Genomic DNA, 15,347 nt, shown 5'->3' with positions numbered 1-15,347 from the left:
AAACCACCACGCCGGCCTAGGCCGGCGTGGATACCACAGCTGTTGCACGCCGTGCCCGCGCATTACTCGGCGCTTTGCGTAGCGAAAGAAATATGCGGATACCCGGCCGATTGCGCCGCCTGCATGACATCGATCACGCGCTGGTGCGTCGCCTTGGCGTCTGCGTTGATGACGATCACCGGTTTTTCGCGCCCGCCGGCCGCCTGCTGCAAGGCGGTGGCAATGGCTTGGTTATCGCCTTCGGCCAGAGGTGTTTTATTGACCAAAATTTGTCCGCTGGCGGTTACTGCCACATCGATTTCATTGGGCTGCTCGGCCGTTTGCGAGGCATCGGCAGTCGGCAGATCGATTTCCAGACCGGCATATTTCGAATAGGTGGTCGTCAGCATCAGGAAAATAATGATGACGAGCAACACGTCGATCATCGGAATCAGGTTCAGTTCCGGTTCTTCCCGGCTGCTGTCGCGCTGAAATCGCATGATTTACTTCCGTTCTCCGTGCATGTATTCGACCAGGCGCACCGCCTGCTGCTCCATCTGAATGACGAAACTATCGACCAGCGCGCGGAAATGACGCCAGAAAATCAGTGCTGGCACGGCAATGAAAATCCCGAATCCCGTGTTGTAGAGCGCAATCGAAATACCATGCGCGAGCTGTTGCGGGCTGCCGGTACCCGGCGCTTGCGAACCAAAAATCTCGATCATTCCGACCACCGTGCCAAACAAACCCATCAAGGGGCTGATCGAAGCAATGGTGCCGAGCGTCGTCAGATAGCGGTTGAGATCGTGCGCCACCGCCCCCCCGGTTTCCTCGATCGCCTCCTTCATCACCTCACGCGAGGTGCCGACATTGCGCAAACCCGCAGCCAGCACGCGCCCCAGCGGCGAATGACGCTCCAGGTCATCGAACAAACGCGCGTTATCACCGCCGCGCTTGAATTCGCCCACCGCCCGCTGCAACAAACCGGGCGGCACAATTTTGGCACGGCGCAAGGTGACCAAGCGCTCGATAATCAGGGCGACGGCAATGACCGAGGCCAACAATAAGGGCCAGATCGGCCAGCCTGCTGCTTTAACGATTTCAAACACTTGCCCATGTCCTTGAAAAATTCAGTGCGCAATTTTGCCCTGCCCCGCCCCCTCGAGCAAGCCGTTCGCTATTTTGTTTCGTTGTCACCCCAAAAAAGAAAGCATACTTACCCGCCAAATCTCAGGTCTCTTCCCAGATTTACACGCCATCTCATTGATCGCACAAGAACTCTCCTGCTTATCCCCAAAACCTGTGGATAAGTCTGTGAATGATCTGTGGCAAACCCCTTCGAAACCGCAGCCTTGCAGGAAAAGGTTTGCTCTGCCAAAAAACGAGGCACTCTTTTTGGTGAATTAAAAATCAATGACTTAGCTTTATTTTTTCTTGTCAAGCTGATGCTGAAATAATTTTCCCCGTTAAAATCCCCTCATGCCGAAGCCACCTGATCTTGTCAATAACTCTCCGCTCAGCGTCAGCGCCCTCAACCAGCAGGTACGCCTTTGTCTGGAAACGACTTTTCCCTTGCTCTGGGTGAGTGGGGAGATTTCCAACCTGACCCGCGCCGCCTCCGGACACATTTATTTTTCCCTCAAAGACTCCGCCGCTCAGGTGCGTTGCGTGATGTGGCGCACCCGCGCGCAAACACTCGGCTGGCAGCCGAAAAATGGCGACCAGGTCGAAGCGCGAGCCTTGGTCGCTTTTTATGAACCGCGCGGCGAATTTCAGCTCAACGTCGAAGCCTTGCGTCAGGGCGGGCAAGGCCAGCTCTTCGAACGCTTTTTACGCCTGAAGGCGACACTGGAAGCTGCCGGGCTCTTCGCTCCCGAGCACAAGCGCAGCCTGCCGCCCTATCCGCACAAAATCGGCATCGTCACCAGTTTGCAGGCAGCGGCGCTGCGCGATGTTTTGAGCACCCTCCTGCGCCGCGCACCGCAACTCAAGATCGACATTTTCCCCACGCCAGTGCAAGGCGAAGGGGCGGCGGAACAGATTTGTGCGGCGCTCACCGCCGCCGGCCAAAGCGATTGCGCTTTACTCATTCTCTGCCGGGGCGGCGGCAGTATCGAAGACCTCTGGCCCTTCAATGAAGAAAGCGTCGCCCACGCCATTGCCGCCTGCCCCGTACCGGTAATCAGCGGCATCGGCCACGAAACCGATTTCACCATCGCCGACTTCGTCGCCGACCAGCGCGCCGCCACCCCAACCGCCGCCGCCGAACTTGCCATCCGCGAACGCAGCGCCTTGCTCCACACCCTGCAGCAGCAATCGGCCCGCCTGCAGCGCGCCAGCCAGCGCCGGCTTGCCGATTGGCAACAAAGACTCGATCGCCTCACCGATAAGCTGGCCCATCCGGCCGAGCGCCTGGCCCGACAAAGCGAAAAGCTCGCCGCACTCGCCCTGCGCCTGCAACGTGCCAGTCAGTTTCTGCACGAACAGCAGCGCGCCCGCCTCCTGCGCCTGACCGACAACCTCAAACAGCTCGACCCGCTCGCCGTACTCGGGCGCGGTTACGCCCTCGTGACCAACGAACAGGGGCAGGCTTTGCGTAACAGCACACAAGTGCACATCGGCGACTCGCTACGCATCCGCCTCGCCCACGGCCAACTCGCCGCCCAGGTCAGCGCGCGCAGCGAAGACGATAGAACCCCGCGCGCCGATCCATGAAATCTTCGCGGATCCCCCCCTGAACCAAATTTCATTTTATCGATCAGTCAACCCAGGGCGGCAACAAGGTTGTCGCTCCACATAAAGCTGACTAGAATCAGCCCCTTCCCCCCCTTACTACAACGGAGAAAACGATGGAACATCAACTGCCCGCCCTGCCCTACGCCAAGGACGCCCTGGCCCCGCACATGTCGGCCGAAACCTTCGATTACCACTACAGCAAGCACCACAACGCCTATGTGGTGAACCTGAACAACCTGATCAAAGGCACCGAATACGAGAACCTCGACCTCGAAGCCATCGTCAAGAAGGCCCCGGCCGGCGGCATTTACAACAACGCCGCCCAGGTCTGGAACCATACCTTCTTCTGGAATTGCATGAGCCCGAACGGCGGCGGCGCTCCGAGCGGCGCACTGGCTGAGGCAATCAACGCCAAATGGGGCTCGCTGGACGCCTTCAAGACCGCCTTCCAGACCGCCGCCGTCGGCAACTTCGGCTCCGGCTGGACCTGGCTGGTGAAAAAGGCCGACGGCACGCTCGACATCGTCAACATGGGCGCCGCCGGCACCCCGCTGACCACCGGCGACAAAGCCCTGCTCTGCGTCGACGTCTGGGAACACGCCTACTACATCGACTACCGCAACCTGCGCCCGAAATTCGTCGAAACCTTCCTCAACCACCTGGTCAACTGGAATTTCGCCGCCAGCAACTTCGCCTGATTTTTGCTTCTGTAAAGCTGAAATAAAGTTCCGAAAAACCCAAGGGTGCAACAAAGCCCTTGGGTTTTTTAATGCCGTGCGCCCATGCCGGGAGCACATAAAGATGAAGCCAGCGCGCGGCTGGCTTCTTTAAACTGGTGGGCCCCCCGAGAGTCGAACTCGGCACCAACGGATTATGAGTCCGCTGCTCTAACCAGGCATGAGCTAGAGGCCCGGCAAGGGGTTAGTTTCCGGTCGGATCGAGGAAGCTGCGCAGTTTGTCCGAGCGGCTGGGGTGGCGCAGTTTGCGTAGCGCCTTGGCTTCGATCTGGCGGATACGCTCGCGGGTGACGTCGAATTGTTTGCCGACTTCTTCCAGGGTGTGGTCGGTGTTCATTTCGATGCCGAAACGCATGCGCAGTACCTTGGCTTCGCGGGTGGTGAGGCTGTCCAGGATGTCCTTGGTCACACCGCGCAGGCTGGAGAACATGGCGGCGTCTGCCGGGGCGAGCGTGGTCTGGTCTTCGATGAAGTCGCCGAGGTGGGAATCGTCGTCGTCGCCGATGGGGGTTTCCATGGAGATCGGCTCCTTGGAAATTTTCATGATCTTGCGGATTTTGTCTTCCGGCATGTCCATCTTTTTGGCCAGGGTCGCCGGATCGGGCTCCAGCCCGGTTTCCTGCAGAATCTGGCGGCTGATGCGGTTCATCTTGTTAATGGTTTCGATCATGTGCACCGGAATGCGGATGGTGCGTGCCTGGTCGGCGATGGAGCGGGTGATGGCCTGGCGAATCCACCAGGTGGCGTAGGTCGAGAATTTGTAGCCGCGCCGGTATTCGAATTTATCCACGGCCTTCATCAAGCCAATGTTGCCTTCCTGAATCAAATCAAGGAATTGCAATCCGCGATTGGTGTATTTCTTGGCGATGGAAATGACCAGACGCAGGTTGGCTTCGGTCATTTCGCGCTTGGCACGGCGGGCCTTGGCTTCGCCGGTGGACATCTGCTTGTTGATGTCTTTCAGTTCTTTCAGCGAAATGCCGATGCGTTCCTGCAGGGCGAGGATCTTGCGCTGTTCTTCCTGGATATCCGGCGCGCTGCGGGTGAGCACGGCGACGTAGCTCTTGGGGGCGGCGGCGATCTGCGTGTCGGCCCAATCGAGGTTGATTTCGTTGCCCGGGAAGGACTGGATGAAGTGCGGGCGCGGCATGCGCACGCGGTCCACGCAGATGTTCTGGATTTTGCGCTCGCAACCGCGTACTTCGTCCACCATGGCGCGCACGTTGTCGCACAGGCGTTCGATGGTGCGCGAGGTGAAGCGGATCAGCACCAGTTCGTCGAGCAGCTGCTGCTGCAGTTTGACGTAGGTTTTATCCTGGCTGCCTTTGCTGGAGAGGGTTTTCTGCATTTTGGCATGCAGGCTGCGGACGTTGGCAAAGCGCTCCAGGGCGTCGGTTTTCAGTTGCAGGAGGGAGGCTGCGGCAGCAGCGCCGCTGTTGGTTTCTTCTTCCTCTTCCTCTTCCTCTTCTGCCTCTTCGTTTTCGCTTTCGTTGGCACCGGCGGCGCTGGCCGGAGCTTCCGGGGCGGGGGGTTCTTCGACAGCGTTGGGATCGATCACGCCGTCGACCAGTTCGTCGATGCGGATTTCTTCGTTTTCGACCTTGCTCGCCAAATCGAGGATTTCGGTAATCGTCGTCGGGCAGGCGGCAATCGCCTGAATCATGTGTTTCAGGCCTTCCTCGATGCGTTTGGCGATTTCGATTTCGCCCTCGCGAGTGAGGAGTTCGACAGTGCCCATTTCGCGCATGTACATGCGCACCGGGTCGGTGGTGCGACCAAATTCGGAATCGACGGTAGATAGCGCCTGCTCGGCCTGCGCTTCGACTTCTTCTTCGTCGGCGCTGCTGGCGTTGGTGTCGGACATCAGAATGTCTTCGGCGGCGGGGGCTTCGTCGAAAACCTGGATGCTCATTTCGCTGAAGGTAGAAATGATGGCTTCGATGGCCTCGGCATCGACCAGGTCATCCGGCAGGTGATCGTTGATTTCGGCGTAGGTGAGATAGCCGCGTTCCTTGCCCAGCTTGATCAGCGCTTTCAGGCGCATTTTGCGCGCTTCGGCATCCAGCGGCTGCGGGGTTTCCGCCATGGCTTCCTTGATGGCGGCTTTTTCGCTGGCTTTGTCTTTGGCCTTGCTGTTGGCACGCGCCTTGGGAGCCTCTTTGGTCTCTGCGGCAGCGGGCGGCGCATCTTGGGCAGCGGTTTTGGCTACTCTGGCTTTTTTGCCTGCCTCGGGTGCCGCCGGCGCGCTGACTTCCGGCGGGCTGGCCGGTGCGCCGGTTTTTGCCGCTTCCTCAGCGGCGGCAGCCTTGGTGGGTTTTTTCACGGTTTTTTGCGCAGCTGCCTTTGTGGGCGCTTTAGGGGCCGCTTTAGGCGCTTCCTGCAAGCTGTCTTCGGTTACTTCTTTTGCGCTGCTTTTTGCCTTGGCCATGAACACGATTCCGGGTAGCTGGAAAACCGCAAATTATACCACAACTTTGTAACGTTTATAAGCACTTACGACAAAAGAATGCCGCTGCCGCAGGCGAAATTGCGCTAAAAAAGTCAGGGATTAGCCGTGGGTTTTCGGGTGAGAAGTTGAATGTAGGCTTGTTTTTCTTCGGCGGATAAGCCTGCGACGCCGAATTGCTGGGCCTTGGCTTGCAAATCGGCAAACTGACGCAAACTGGCGCTTTCTTGGAGTTTTTCCAGGGTGGCGCGAAATTCGGCATCCGCTTCGTCTTCGTCAAAGGGCAGGTCGAGAAGTTCCGCCGCGGCCGCTTCAATCTGCTGTTCTTCTGGCTGGCCGCGTAGCTGTTCGCGCAGCAGGGCGTAATTGGCGGTAGTACCGCTGTGTTCCAGACAGGCTTTGAGACGCAACAGCGCCGGACGTTCCGGTGTATCGGGCAGGAGCGCGGCGGGTAATTCGGCGGCCAGCGACGGTTTGTGCAGGATGAGGCGCAGCAAATTGCGCGCGAGCGAAGGCGGGCTGCGCTTGGCGCGCGCCGGCGCAGGGGAGGCGTAGGACTTCAGCTCGCACAGGCGTTCGACTTCGCCCTGGCTGAAGCCGCTGGCCTCGGCCAGGCGTTTGACGAGCTGCAGGCGCAGTAGTGGCGTGGGCAATTTGAGCAAGAGCGGCTTGGCTTCGTAGATCAGCTGGGCGCGCCCTTCGGCGCTGGTGAGGTCGCAGCGCAGCGCCAATTCGCGTAGAAGAAAGTCGGAGAGCGGCGTGGCCTGGGCAATGAGGCGTTCAAATTCGGCTTTGCCGTGGTCGCGGATGTAACTGTCCGGGTCGTGTTCGGCGGGTAGCAGCACGAAGCCGACGGATTTGTTGTCGGCGAGCATTTCCAGGGCGTTTTCCAGCGCCCGCCAAGCGGCCTTGCGCCCGGCGGCGTCACCGTCAAAACAAAATACGATGCGATCAACCTGGCGCAAGAGTTTTTGTACATGGGTGGGGGTGGTTGCCGTGCCCAGTGTGGCCACCGCATTGCCGACGCCGTTTTGCGCGAGAGCAATCACGTCCATATAGCCTTCGGTGACGATCGCCAAGTTTTTTTCGCGCAGCGCCTGCCGGGCTTGCGGCAGGCCGAAAAGTTCGCGACCTTTTTCAAAGAGGGGGGTTTCCGGCGAGTTGAGATATTTCGGCTCGCCCTGGTCGATGATGCGCCCACCAAAAGCGATGGTGTCGCCTTTGGGATTGACGATAGGGATCATCAGGCGGTCGCGAAATCGGTCGTAGCGCCGGCCGGCATCGCTGTCGATGGTGAGCCCGGCCTGCTTGAGCAGCGGGCTGTCGTAATCGCCAAAAACGGCGCGCAGATTTTGCCAGTCATCCGGAGCATAGCCGATGCCGAAACGGGCGGCGATTTCGCCGGAAAGCCCGCGTTTTTTGCAGTATTCGATGGCACGCGTGCTATGGCGCAGCTGTTCCTTGTACCAGTTGGCCGCTTGCGCCATGACTTCGGTCAGCTGGCGGATGTCGCCCTGCGTTCCCGGCGTGCGCACGTCGTCTTCCGGCACGGGCAGACCAAGGCGCCCAGCCAGATCGCGCACGGCATCGACAAAACCGATGCCCTGGTATTCCATGACGAAACCGATCGCCGAGCCGTGGGCACCGCAGCCAAAGCAGTGATAAAACTGTTTGGCCGGGCTGACGGTGAAGGACGGGGTTTTTTCGTTGTGGAAAGGGCAGCAAGCGGCGTAATTGCCGCCCGCTTTTTTCAAAGGGACATAGGCATCCACCAACTCGACGATGTCGGTGCGGGCGAGCAAGTCCTGAATGAAGGCGTCGGGAATCACGAGAAAGCCACCAGCGGAAAAAACAATGGAAATGCCGCAAAAAAACAGCCGCCGGCTTTGAGGGCGGGCGGCTGTTTTATTTGAATGCAGTCGATCAGTACATTTTCGGCGGCAGGGTCAGGCTGCGCAGACGTTTGTTCTGACGTTTGACGGCAGCGGCAGCTTTGCGCTTGCGTTCGGCCGTGGGCTTTTCATAGAACTCACGGGCGCGCAGCTCGGTCAGGAGACCGGTCTTTTCGACCGTGCGCTTGAAGCGGCGGATAGCGGCCTCGAACGGCTCATTTTCCTTGACACGAATATTTGGCATAGTTTCACCCCCTTCCGTAAGGCGTCCGCCGGGTCAAGTACAAGGGCGGTACGCGCAAAATAATATTCCGCTGAGTGCGGAAAGCCCGAGATTTTATGTCAGAAAACCCGCCGGGATCAAGTGTAAAATGCCGGCCATGTTGATCCTGGGTGTCGAATCTTCCTGCGATGAAACCGGCCTGGCGCTTTACGACAGCGCCGCCGGGCTGCTGGCCCACACCCTGCATTCGCAGGTGGCCATGCACGCCGAGTACGGCGGCGTCGTGCCGGAGCTGGCCTCGCGCGACCATGTACGCCGTGTCGTGCCGCTGTTGCGCGCCCTACTCGCACAAACGGGGAAAACCTTGGCCGACATCGATGCCGTGGCCTATACGCGCGGCCCGGGGTTGTCCGGCGCTTTGCTGGTGGGCTGCGCCTTCGCCGAGGCCTTGGCGTTTGCCTTGAACAAGCCGACTTTGCCCGTGCATCACCTGGAGGGGCATTTGCTTTCGCCTTTGCTGTCGGCCGATCCGCCGCGTTTTCCTTTTGTCGCGCTCCTGGTTTCGGGCGGCCATACCCAGCTGATGCGGGTGCGCGGCGTGGGCGATTACGAGATTCTGGGCGAAACCCTGGACGATGCGGCCGGCGAGGCTTTCGATAAAAGCGCCAAGCTGCTGGGCCTGCCCTATCCCGGCGGAGCGCTATTGTCGCGCTTGGCCGAGTCCGGCGCGGCCGGAAAATACACACTGCCGCGCCCCATGCTGCATTCGGGCGATTTGAATTTCAGTTTTTCCGGCCTGAAAACCGCCGTGCTGACCTTGGTGCGCGAGCAGGGCGAAGCGCTGAACGAAAACATCAAGGCCGATATCGCCTGTGCGTTTCAGGAGGCAATCGTCGAAGTGTTGGTGAAAAAATCGCTCAAGGCACTGCAGATCAGCGGTTTGCAAACCTTGGTGGTGGCTGGCGGGGTTGGGGCCAATCGGCAGTTGCGCACGCAGCTTGACGCACAGGCCAAGCGCAAAGGTTTTCGCGTGCATTACCCGGAGCTGGAGTTTTGCACCGATAACGGAGCGATGATTGCCTTGGCCGGTTGTCTGCGCCAGCACGCTGGCGCGCCGCTGAAAGCGCCCGGTAGTTTTTCCGTAGAACCCCGCTGGCCTTTGTTATCGGCTGGCGCAGAAAAAATTGGCATAAACGCCAACGCCAAGGCAGGAGCGCCCTCATGTTGATTAACTGTGTCGCCTACGAACACGGCAGTCGCCTGCGCGATTTGGCGGTGGAAGAAATCAGCGATTTTCTTGCCCGTCCGGACACCTTCGTCTGGGTGGCCTTGCGTGATGCGAGTCCGGAAGAAATGGCGCAGATGCAGGAAGAATTCGGTCTGCACGATCTGGCTGTGGAAGACGCGCGCAACGGCAAGCAGCGCCCCAAGCTCGAAGAATATGAAGATGCCGTGTTTGCCGTGCTGCATTTGGTTGAGCCGCAGGGCGATGATTTCGAAATTGGCGACCTCAACGTTTTCGTGGGCCAGAATTACATTTTGTCGGTGCGTAACCGCAGCCAGCAGGGCTTTTTGGGCGTGCGTGCGCGCTGCGAGCGCGAACCGCACCTGCTGCGCCAGGGAGCGGGTTTTGTTTTGTATGCCTTGATGGATGCGGTGGTCGATCGTTACTTCCCGATCATCGATCATCTGGAAACCGAGCTCGAAGGCATCGAGGAAAATATTTTCAGCGAGGGGGCAGCGCGCAGCAATATCGAGCGTCTCTACGATCTGAAATACAAGGTGATGCGCGTGCGCCACGCCGTGGCACCCTTGCTGGAGGTGGCGGCAAAACTTTCCAGCGGGCGCGGGCCGGCGTGTTGCGCGGCGAGCCGGGAGTATTTCCGCGACGTGTATGACCACTTGCTGCGCATCAATGCCTCCATCGACAGCATTCGTGACACCATAGGCACGGCGATTCAGGTCAATTTGTCGATGGTGGCGATCGGCGATAGCGAGGTGAGTAAACGCCTTGCCGCCTGGGCGGGGATTTTTGCCGTGGCGACGGCCTTTGCCGGCATTTGGGGCATGAATTTCGAAGTCATGCCGGAGCTGGCATGGAAATACGGCTACCCAACCGCGCTGGGCATGATCTGCCTGACCTGCTTTCTGCTTTATCGACGTTTCAAGCGTGCGGGCTGGCTTTAGAACTTAGGGATTTAGCGTTTTTTCTTCTTTTTGGCGGGATGCTGCGTATTTTTATTGCCGCCGATTTTCCCTTCTTGCCCGGCCATCAAGCGTTGCAGATTCACCCAGTGTTTGGCGACAAGGGCCAGGGCAATCAGTGTAACGATGCCAAAAAGCGCTCCGGTGCCGTGCAAACTGGCGGCGTAAATCGGTGCCAGCAGCGCGGCGATGAGTGCTGCCAGCGAGGAATAACGCGAAACATAGGCCACCAGAAGCCAGGTGGCGAGTGTCAACAAACCCAACCAGGGGTCAAGCGCCAGCAATACGCCGGCCGCCGTGGCAACCCCTTTGCCGCCTTTGAATTTGAGAAACACCGGGAAGAGGTGGCCGAGAAATACGGCCAGGGCAACCAGTGCAAGAAAGGTGTCGGACAAGCCGAAACGCTGCGCCAGAAATACCGCCAGCCAACCTTTGAGGGCATCGCCGATGAGCGTGAAGAGCGCGGCTTTTTTGTTGCCGCTACGCAAGACATTGGTCGCGCCGGGGTTGCCCGATCCGTAACTACGCGGGTCGGCAAGGCCGAAAAGGCGCGAGGAAACCAGGGCGAAAGACACGGAGCCCAGCAGGTAGGCAGCAAAAATGGCAAACAAACCGGGAACAAACGATTCGGTCATGGCAAATGGCGCAGCGGCAGCAAAAACAATGCCCCGGATTGTACCGCGCCGCGCGGCGGGCAAAGGCATCCGTGGTTTTGCTGTTAGCGCGCCGGACTATCCGTCGGCATCAATCGCCTTTTGGGGGTGCTTGCGCCAGCCAGCGGACGAGGGTGGCGTAGAGCTGCTCCGGGGAGAAGGGTTTGGCGAGAAAATCGTTCATGCCGGCGCGCATGCAGCGCTCGCGATCTTCGGCGAAGGCATTGGCGGTCATGGCGATGATGGGAATGTGCGCCCCCTCGGGCAGCGCGCGGATGCGTCGGGTGGCTTCCAGCCCGTCCATATTGGGCATTTGCATGTCCATCAAAATGAGCGCATAGGGTTTGCGTGCGGCGAGCTCCAGGGCAATGGCACCGTCGGCGGCGCTGTCGTGCATCAGGCCGACGTCTTCGAGCAGGAGTTCGCTGATTTCACGGTTGATCGGCTCATCTTCGACGAGCAGGATGCGTGTGCCGGAAAACTCGCCGGCAAATTCATTGCGCAAGCGTGCTTCTGCGGCAGTATCGGGGGTTTCGTCGACAGGAGGCGCTGTGTGGCTGCTTTTCTTCAGGCGCACGGTGAACCAGAAGGTGCTGCCGGCACCAGGGGCGCTGATTAAGCCGGTATCGCCCCCCATCATCTGGGCGAGCTTGCGGGTAATGGCCAACCCCAGGCCGGTGCCGCCGTAACGGCGCGTGGTGCTGCTATCGGCCTGCTCGAAGGCGCAGAACAGGCGTTTTTGTGCTTCCGGGGGAACGCCGATGCCGGTGTCGCGCACGGCGAGATAGAGCAACGCGCTGTCGGCATTTTCCTCTTCACAGCGGGCGATGAGCGTGATTGTGCCGTGTTCGGTAAATTTGATCGCATTGCTTGCGTAATTGAGTAAGGCCTGTTGCACGCGCAGCGGATCACCGATGACGCTGGCCGGCAAGGCAGCGTATTCGCTGACCAGCGTCAGCCCCTTGCTCGAAGCGCGTTCGTGCAGTATCGAACTGACATTGGCGAGCACGCTTTCGATGCGAAATGGTCGCGCTTCCAGCACCATGCGGCCGGCTTCGATTTTGGATAGATCGAGGATGCTGTTGATGATCGCCAGCAAATGCTCGCTCGCCGTTTCCAGCTTGTTCAGCTGATCTTGCTGCTGGGCGGCGAGCGGTGCGCGGCGGATGCGCCCGGCCATGCCGGTGATGGCGGCAAGCGGCGTGCGAATTTCGTGGCTCATGTTGGCCAGAAAGGCGCTTTTTGCAATGCTTGCATTTTCAGCGGCCAACTTGGCCTGAACCAATTCGGCACTGCGTTCCTCCACCAGTTCTTCGAGGTGGTTGCGGTGCTGTTCCAGCTCTCGCTCATAGGTAATGCGTTCGCTTAAATCGCGGGCCACACCAAAGGTACCGATCAATACCCCGTCGTGATCGCGTAGCGGCCCCTGGGTCACGTGAAATGTCCGCTCGCCCTGCGTCGTGCGAATGTCTTCGAGTTTTGTTTCCACCCGGCCTTCGGCAAGCAGGCGCTGTTGTACTGCGAGCATGGCTTCGGCCTGCAAGGGCGGAAACAATTCACGCAAGCTGTGACCGATGACGCTATTTGCCGGTTTGCCGATGAATTCCCCGGCGGCGCGGTTAAAAACCAGATAGCGGCCTTCGAGGTCGATGGCGAAAATGGCATCGAGTGAGCTGTTGGCAATGGTTTCCAGCAGGTGCAGGGTGTTTATTTGCTCCTGGACGGCCCGGTTATAGCGCCCCCAGTATTGCGTCAATAGAAAATAAAGCAGGGCGGCCGTCACCAGAACGAACAGCCAGCCTTTGGCGATGCTCAGTTGCAGAAGGGCTTGTTTATCGTCGCTCAGTAGCGTCAAAACCTTGTCGGAAAAAAGAATCCAGAGGCTGGCAAAAAGACTATAGACGCCGATGATTTGTCCAATGGCACGGCCTTGCGCGGCAGGTGAGGCGTTCAATGAGGGAAGTTGTGACATGGCCGCGGACCCTTGGAAAATAGATCGAAGATGCGCTAACCCCGCAGGGCCGCGTTAACGCTTTGCGCATTCAAGGTGTTGCGTACGACGCTGGGTTCGATGCCGACGAGAAATCCGCGCCGGCCTCCGTTAATGTAAATTTTGACCAGGCTAAGGATACTGTGTTCAACAAAAACCGGAAGGGCTTTCTTGGTGCCGAAGGGGCTGGTGCCACCGACCAGATAGCCGGTATGGCGCTGCGCCTGCTCCGGCGTGCAAGGCTCGATTTTTTTACAGCCGATCTGGCGGGCCAACTCCTTGGTAGACACCTTGCAATCGCCGTGCATGAGAACGAGCAGCGGTTTGGCTTTTTCGTCCTCGAAAACCAGGGTTTTGATCACCGTGTGCTCATCGACACCGAGTTCGCGTGCGGAAACGCGAGTACCGCCGTGTTCTTCATAGGCATAGGGATGACTGGTGAAAGGAACACCCTGAGCCTTGAGGAATTGCGTGGCCGGGGTTTCCGAAACGTGGGCGGGTTTACGCATGGGCGGCAGGCTGTGCAAGCCAGTGCAGGAGCGTGCTGTAGAGCCGCTCCGGGTCGATCGGTTTACTGATGTGCTCGTTCATGCCGGCTTCGAGACAGGCCAGGCGGTCTTCGGCAAAGGCATTGGCCGTCATGGCCAGAATGGGGGTGGCCGCGTGGCGGGGCAGCAGACGAATGGCGCGGCTGGCATCCAGCCCGTTCATGCGCGGCATTTGGATGTCCATCAGGATCAGGGCGTAGTCATTTTCTTTGGCAAGAGCGAGCGCAATGACACCGTCTTCAGCGAGATCGACGTCAAAACCAACATCTTCGAGCAGGGCCAGGGAAACTTCACGATTGATCGGTTCATCTTCTACCAGCAGCACACGAGTGCCGGGAGATTGGCTGCGCAAGGCGAGTTCGGCAGTGCATTGGGGGGCATCGGCGCGGGCTTCGCTTGCCGGGGCGGCGGTGTCGTCCAGAACGGGCAGGGTGAGGGTGAACCAGAAGGTGCTGCCTTCGCCCGGGCGGCTGTCGACACCGATTTTTCCGCCCATCAGTTCAACCAGGCGTTTACTGATGGCCAGGCCCAGGCCCGTGCCGCCATGCTCGCGGGTGGTTGAATTATCGGCCTGCTCGAAGGGGCGGAAAAGTCGCGCCAAAACCTCAGGGGCGATGCCGATGCCACTATCGCGCACACTGAAGTGCAGATCGAGCTGGCTGTTTTGCGTCTGCATTCCCGTGAGGCGCAATTCGATGCTACCGGTGTGCGTGAATTTCACGGCATTGCTCGCCAGATTGAGCAGCACCTGCCCGATCCGTGCCGGATCGCCGAGGACTTGGCGTCGCGCCAGTTCGGGGGCGACCACGCTGTGGAGGTGCAAACCTTTGCTGGCCGCGCGGTGACTGAGCAGGCTGAGGGTGTTTTCCAGCACGCTGCTGAGGAGAAAATCGCGCTTTTCCAGATTGATGCGCTCGGCTTCGATTTTTGACAGGTCGAGGATGTCGTTGATGATGTGCAGCAGGTGGCGCGAAGCGTGGTCGATCTTGCCCAGTTGTTCCGCGGCGCTGGCATCCTCGGTGCGGCGGCGCAAAATGGCGGTCAGGCCCATGATGGCGTTCATCGGCGTGCGTAATTCGTGGCTCATATTGGCGAGGAAGGTGCTTTTTGCCCGGCTGGCCGTTTCGGCGGCGTCACGGGCCTGAACCAGATCGCTGGTGCGCAAGGCGACCTCTTTTTCCAGCGTCGCCTGTTGCTCGGTGAGGCGCGCTTCGCTGCGCGCCAGGGCGTCGAGCATGGTGTTGATGGCGTGCCCCAGGCGGGCGGCTTCGTCATCGCCATCGAGCAGCACGCGTTCTAGATGCTCGCCGCGTTCGACGGCATCGGTCACCCGCTTGATCAGTGCCAGACGTCGGGTGAGATAGCTCACCGCAAGATGCGCAAAAAACGCCGCCAGTGCGATAGCCAGGCTGGCGAAGAGATAGGCTTTGCGACTCAGCTGCTGTAATTCTTCTGCCAGCGCCTGATTCACCACCCCGATGCGCAGCCAGCCGATGATCGCCCCTTGCAGACGGACCGGTGCGATGACTTCGAGCGCCAGATGCTGGCTGTAGAGCACGCTTGCACCGGCCTTGGCCTGGGTTTCTGTTGGGAGTTCGAGATAAAGGCCGCGCCGTTTACGTTCGTTGTGGGCGAGAATTTTGCCGCGCGTATCGAGCAAGATCGCGTGCTGCAAGCCCGGATAGCTGGCCAGGCTGTCGATACTTTTTTGCATGCCGGCAAAATCGTGCGCCGCCACCCAGAGCGCGGTCGATGCCGCCAGACTTTGTGCCAAGGCAAGAACCTGCTGGCGCTGCTCGAGGACGGCGCGTTCTTCTTGCCGGTGCAGCAAATTTCCCACCAAAAAGAGCAGGCTGAGCGCAAAAAACAGTGTGCTGCCCAGCGTCAGCTGGCGCTGCAGGCTGCCAAAAAAGAGGGGTCGCAGGCGCTGGGTCATGG

At 59.5% G+C, this 15,347-nt stretch carries 13 protein-coding genes and 1 tRNA gene; 4 read left to right on the top strand and 10 right to left on the bottom strand.

Annotated features, from left to right (window positions below):
• Positions 1 to 62 precede the first annotated feature (62 nt).
• Together ACM62Q_RS05090 and ACM62Q_RS05085 are read right to left on the bottom strand one after the other, a co-directional pair.
• Positions 63 to 479, bottom strand: a complete 417-nt coding sequence (locus ACM62Q_RS05090) for an ExbD/TolR family protein (protein ID WP_415034223.1) — start codon at positions 477 to 479, stop codon at positions 63 to 65.
• A gap of 3 nt (positions 480 to 482) precedes the next feature.
• Positions 483 to 1,088, bottom strand: coding sequence for a MotA/TolQ/ExbB proton channel family protein (locus tag ACM62Q_RS05085; protein ID WP_415034221.1), 606 nt, complete (start codon positions 1,086 to 1,088; stop codon positions 483 to 485).
• Between the two features lie 370 nt (positions 1,089 to 1,458).
• Between ACM62Q_RS05085 and xseA the strand changes: the two genes are divergently transcribed.
• Both xseA and ACM62Q_RS05075 read left to right on the top strand, forming a co-directional pair.
• Positions 1,459 to 2,694 carry an exodeoxyribonuclease VII large subunit gene (gene xseA / locus ACM62Q_RS05080; RefSeq protein ID WP_415034219.1) on the top strand — a complete coding sequence of 412 codons (1,236 nt, stop codon included), beginning with the start codon at positions 1,459 to 1,461 and terminating at the stop codon, positions 2,692 to 2,694.
• A gap of 134 nt (positions 2,695 to 2,828) precedes the next feature.
• A complete protein-coding gene (locus ACM62Q_RS05075) occupies positions 2,829 to 3,413 on the top strand; it encodes a superoxide dismutase (protein ID WP_415034217.1) in 585 nt (194 codons plus the stop codon).
• A gap of 135 nt (positions 3,414 to 3,548) precedes the next feature.
• Here the strand turns inward: ACM62Q_RS05075 and ACM62Q_RS05070 are convergent.
• From ACM62Q_RS05070 to rpsU, 4 genes are all read right to left on the bottom strand, one after another.
• A tRNA-Ile gene (locus tag ACM62Q_RS05070) sits at positions 3,549 to 3,627 on the bottom strand.
• A 9-nt stretch (positions 3,628 to 3,636) separates the two neighbouring features.
• Positions 3,637 to 5,775 carry an RNA polymerase sigma factor RpoD gene (rpoD, locus tag ACM62Q_RS05065; RefSeq protein ID WP_415034215.1) on the bottom strand — a complete coding sequence of 713 codons (2,139 nt, stop codon included), beginning with the start codon at positions 5,773 to 5,775 and terminating at the stop codon, positions 3,637 to 3,639.
• A gap of 218 nt (positions 5,776 to 5,993) precedes the next feature.
• Entirely contained in the window at positions 5,994 to 7,727 is a 1,734-nt protein-coding gene (dnaG, locus tag ACM62Q_RS05060) for a DNA primase (protein WP_415034213.1), read from the bottom strand.
• A 94-nt stretch (positions 7,728 to 7,821) separates the two neighbouring features.
• The gene (rpsU, locus tag ACM62Q_RS05055) at positions 7,822 to 8,034 is read right to left on the bottom strand and encodes a 30S ribosomal protein S21 (RefSeq protein ID WP_205204215.1); all 213 of its coding nucleotides are present in this window, start codon (positions 8,032 to 8,034) and stop codon (positions 7,822 to 7,824) included.
• Positions 8,035 to 8,170: 136 nt separating this feature from the next.
• Here rpsU and tsaD point away from each other — a divergent pair, with 136 nt between their 5' ends.
• The gene (gene tsaD, locus ACM62Q_RS05050) at positions 8,171 to 9,241 is read left to right on the top strand and encodes a tRNA (adenosine(37)-N6)-threonylcarbamoyltransferase complex transferase subunit TsaD (RefSeq protein WP_415034281.1); all 1,071 of its coding nucleotides are present in this window, start codon (positions 8,171 to 8,173) and stop codon (positions 9,239 to 9,241) included.
• Positions 9,235 to 10,200: a magnesium/cobalt transporter CorA gene (gene corA / locus ACM62Q_RS05045; protein WP_415034211.1), complete on the top strand. Its 966-nt coding sequence runs from the start codon at positions 9,235 to 9,237 to the stop codon at positions 10,198 to 10,200. Before tsaD ends, corA begins: the two co-directional genes overlap by 7 nt.
• An 11-nt stretch (positions 10,201 to 10,211) precedes the next feature.
• Here the strand turns inward: corA and plsY are convergent, their stop codons facing one another.
• The 4 genes from plsY to ACM62Q_RS05025 all read right to left on the bottom strand — a co-directional run bounded on the left by plsY (position 10,212) and on the right by ACM62Q_RS05025 (position 15,345).
• Complete coding sequence (gene plsY / locus ACM62Q_RS05040) at positions 10,212 to 10,853, bottom strand: glycerol-3-phosphate 1-O-acyltransferase PlsY (protein WP_415034209.1); 642 nt, start codon at positions 10,851 to 10,853, stop codon at positions 10,212 to 10,214.
• Between the two features lie 109 nt (positions 10,854 to 10,962).
• Positions 10,963 to 12,843 (bottom strand): response regulator, encoded by a 1,881-nt coding sequence (locus tag ACM62Q_RS05035; protein ID WP_415034207.1) that lies wholly within the window; start codon positions 12,841 to 12,843, stop codon positions 10,963 to 10,965.
• 35 nt (positions 12,844 to 12,878) lie between these two features.
• On the bottom strand, positions 12,879 to 13,370 hold the full coding sequence (gene ybaK / locus ACM62Q_RS05030) for a Cys-tRNA(Pro) deacylase (RefSeq protein ID WP_415034205.1): 492 nt from the start codon (positions 13,368 to 13,370) through the stop codon (positions 12,879 to 12,881).
• The gene (locus tag ACM62Q_RS05025; protein WP_415034203.1) at positions 13,363 to 15,345 is read right to left on the bottom strand and encodes an ATP-binding protein; all 1,983 of its coding nucleotides are present in this window, start codon (positions 15,343 to 15,345) and stop codon (positions 13,363 to 13,365) included. The genes ybaK and ACM62Q_RS05025 overlap by 8 nt, the downstream gene beginning before the upstream one ends.
• Positions 15,346 to 15,347 lie beyond the last annotated feature (2 nt).

This window comes from Azonexus sp. (genome assembly GCF_047638095.1).
GTDB lineage: Bacteria > Pseudomonadota > Gammaproteobacteria > Burkholderiales > Rhodocyclaceae > Azonexus.
Note: the sequence above shows the minus strand (reverse complement) of the source record. Positions and strands in the feature narration are given on the sequence as shown.

Bases quoted from the DNA above. Each gene is read 5' to 3' on its own strand.
- ACM62Q_RS05035 (WP_415034207.1), bottom strand. From the start codon at position 12,843: ATGTCACAACTTCCCTCATTGAACGCCTCACCTGCCGCGCAAGGCCGT.
- rpsU (WP_205204215.1), bottom strand. From the start codon at position 8,034: ATGCCAAATATTCGTGTCAAGGAAAATGAGCCGTTCGAGGCCGCTATC.
- plsY (WP_415034209.1), bottom strand. From the start codon at position 10,853: ATGACCGAATCGTTTGTTCCCGGTTTGTTTGCCATTTTTGCTGCCTAC.
- xseA (WP_415034219.1), top strand. From the start codon at position 1,459: ATGCCGAAGCCACCTGATCTTGTCAATAACTCTCCGCTCAGCGTCAGC.
- ACM62Q_RS05025 (WP_415034203.1), bottom strand. From the start codon at position 15,345: ATGACCCAGCGCCTGCGACCCCTCTTTTTTGGCAGCCTGCAGCGCCAG.
- tsaD (WP_415034281.1), top strand. From the start codon at position 8,171: ATGTTGATCCTGGGTGTCGAATCTTCCTGCGATGAAACCGGCCTGGCG.
- corA (WP_415034211.1), top strand. From the start codon at position 9,235: ATGTTGATTAACTGTGTCGCCTACGAACACGGCAGTCGCCTGCGCGAT.
- ACM62Q_RS05090 (WP_415034223.1), bottom strand. From the start codon at position 479: ATGCGATTTCAGCGCGACAGCAGCCGGGAAGAACCGGAACTGAACCTG.
- ACM62Q_RS05075 (WP_415034217.1), top strand. From the start codon at position 2,829: ATGGAACATCAACTGCCCGCCCTGCCCTACGCCAAGGACGCCCTGGCC.
- ybaK (WP_415034205.1), bottom strand. From the start codon at position 13,370: ATGCGTAAACCCGCCCACGTTTCGGAAACCCCGGCCACGCAATTCCTC.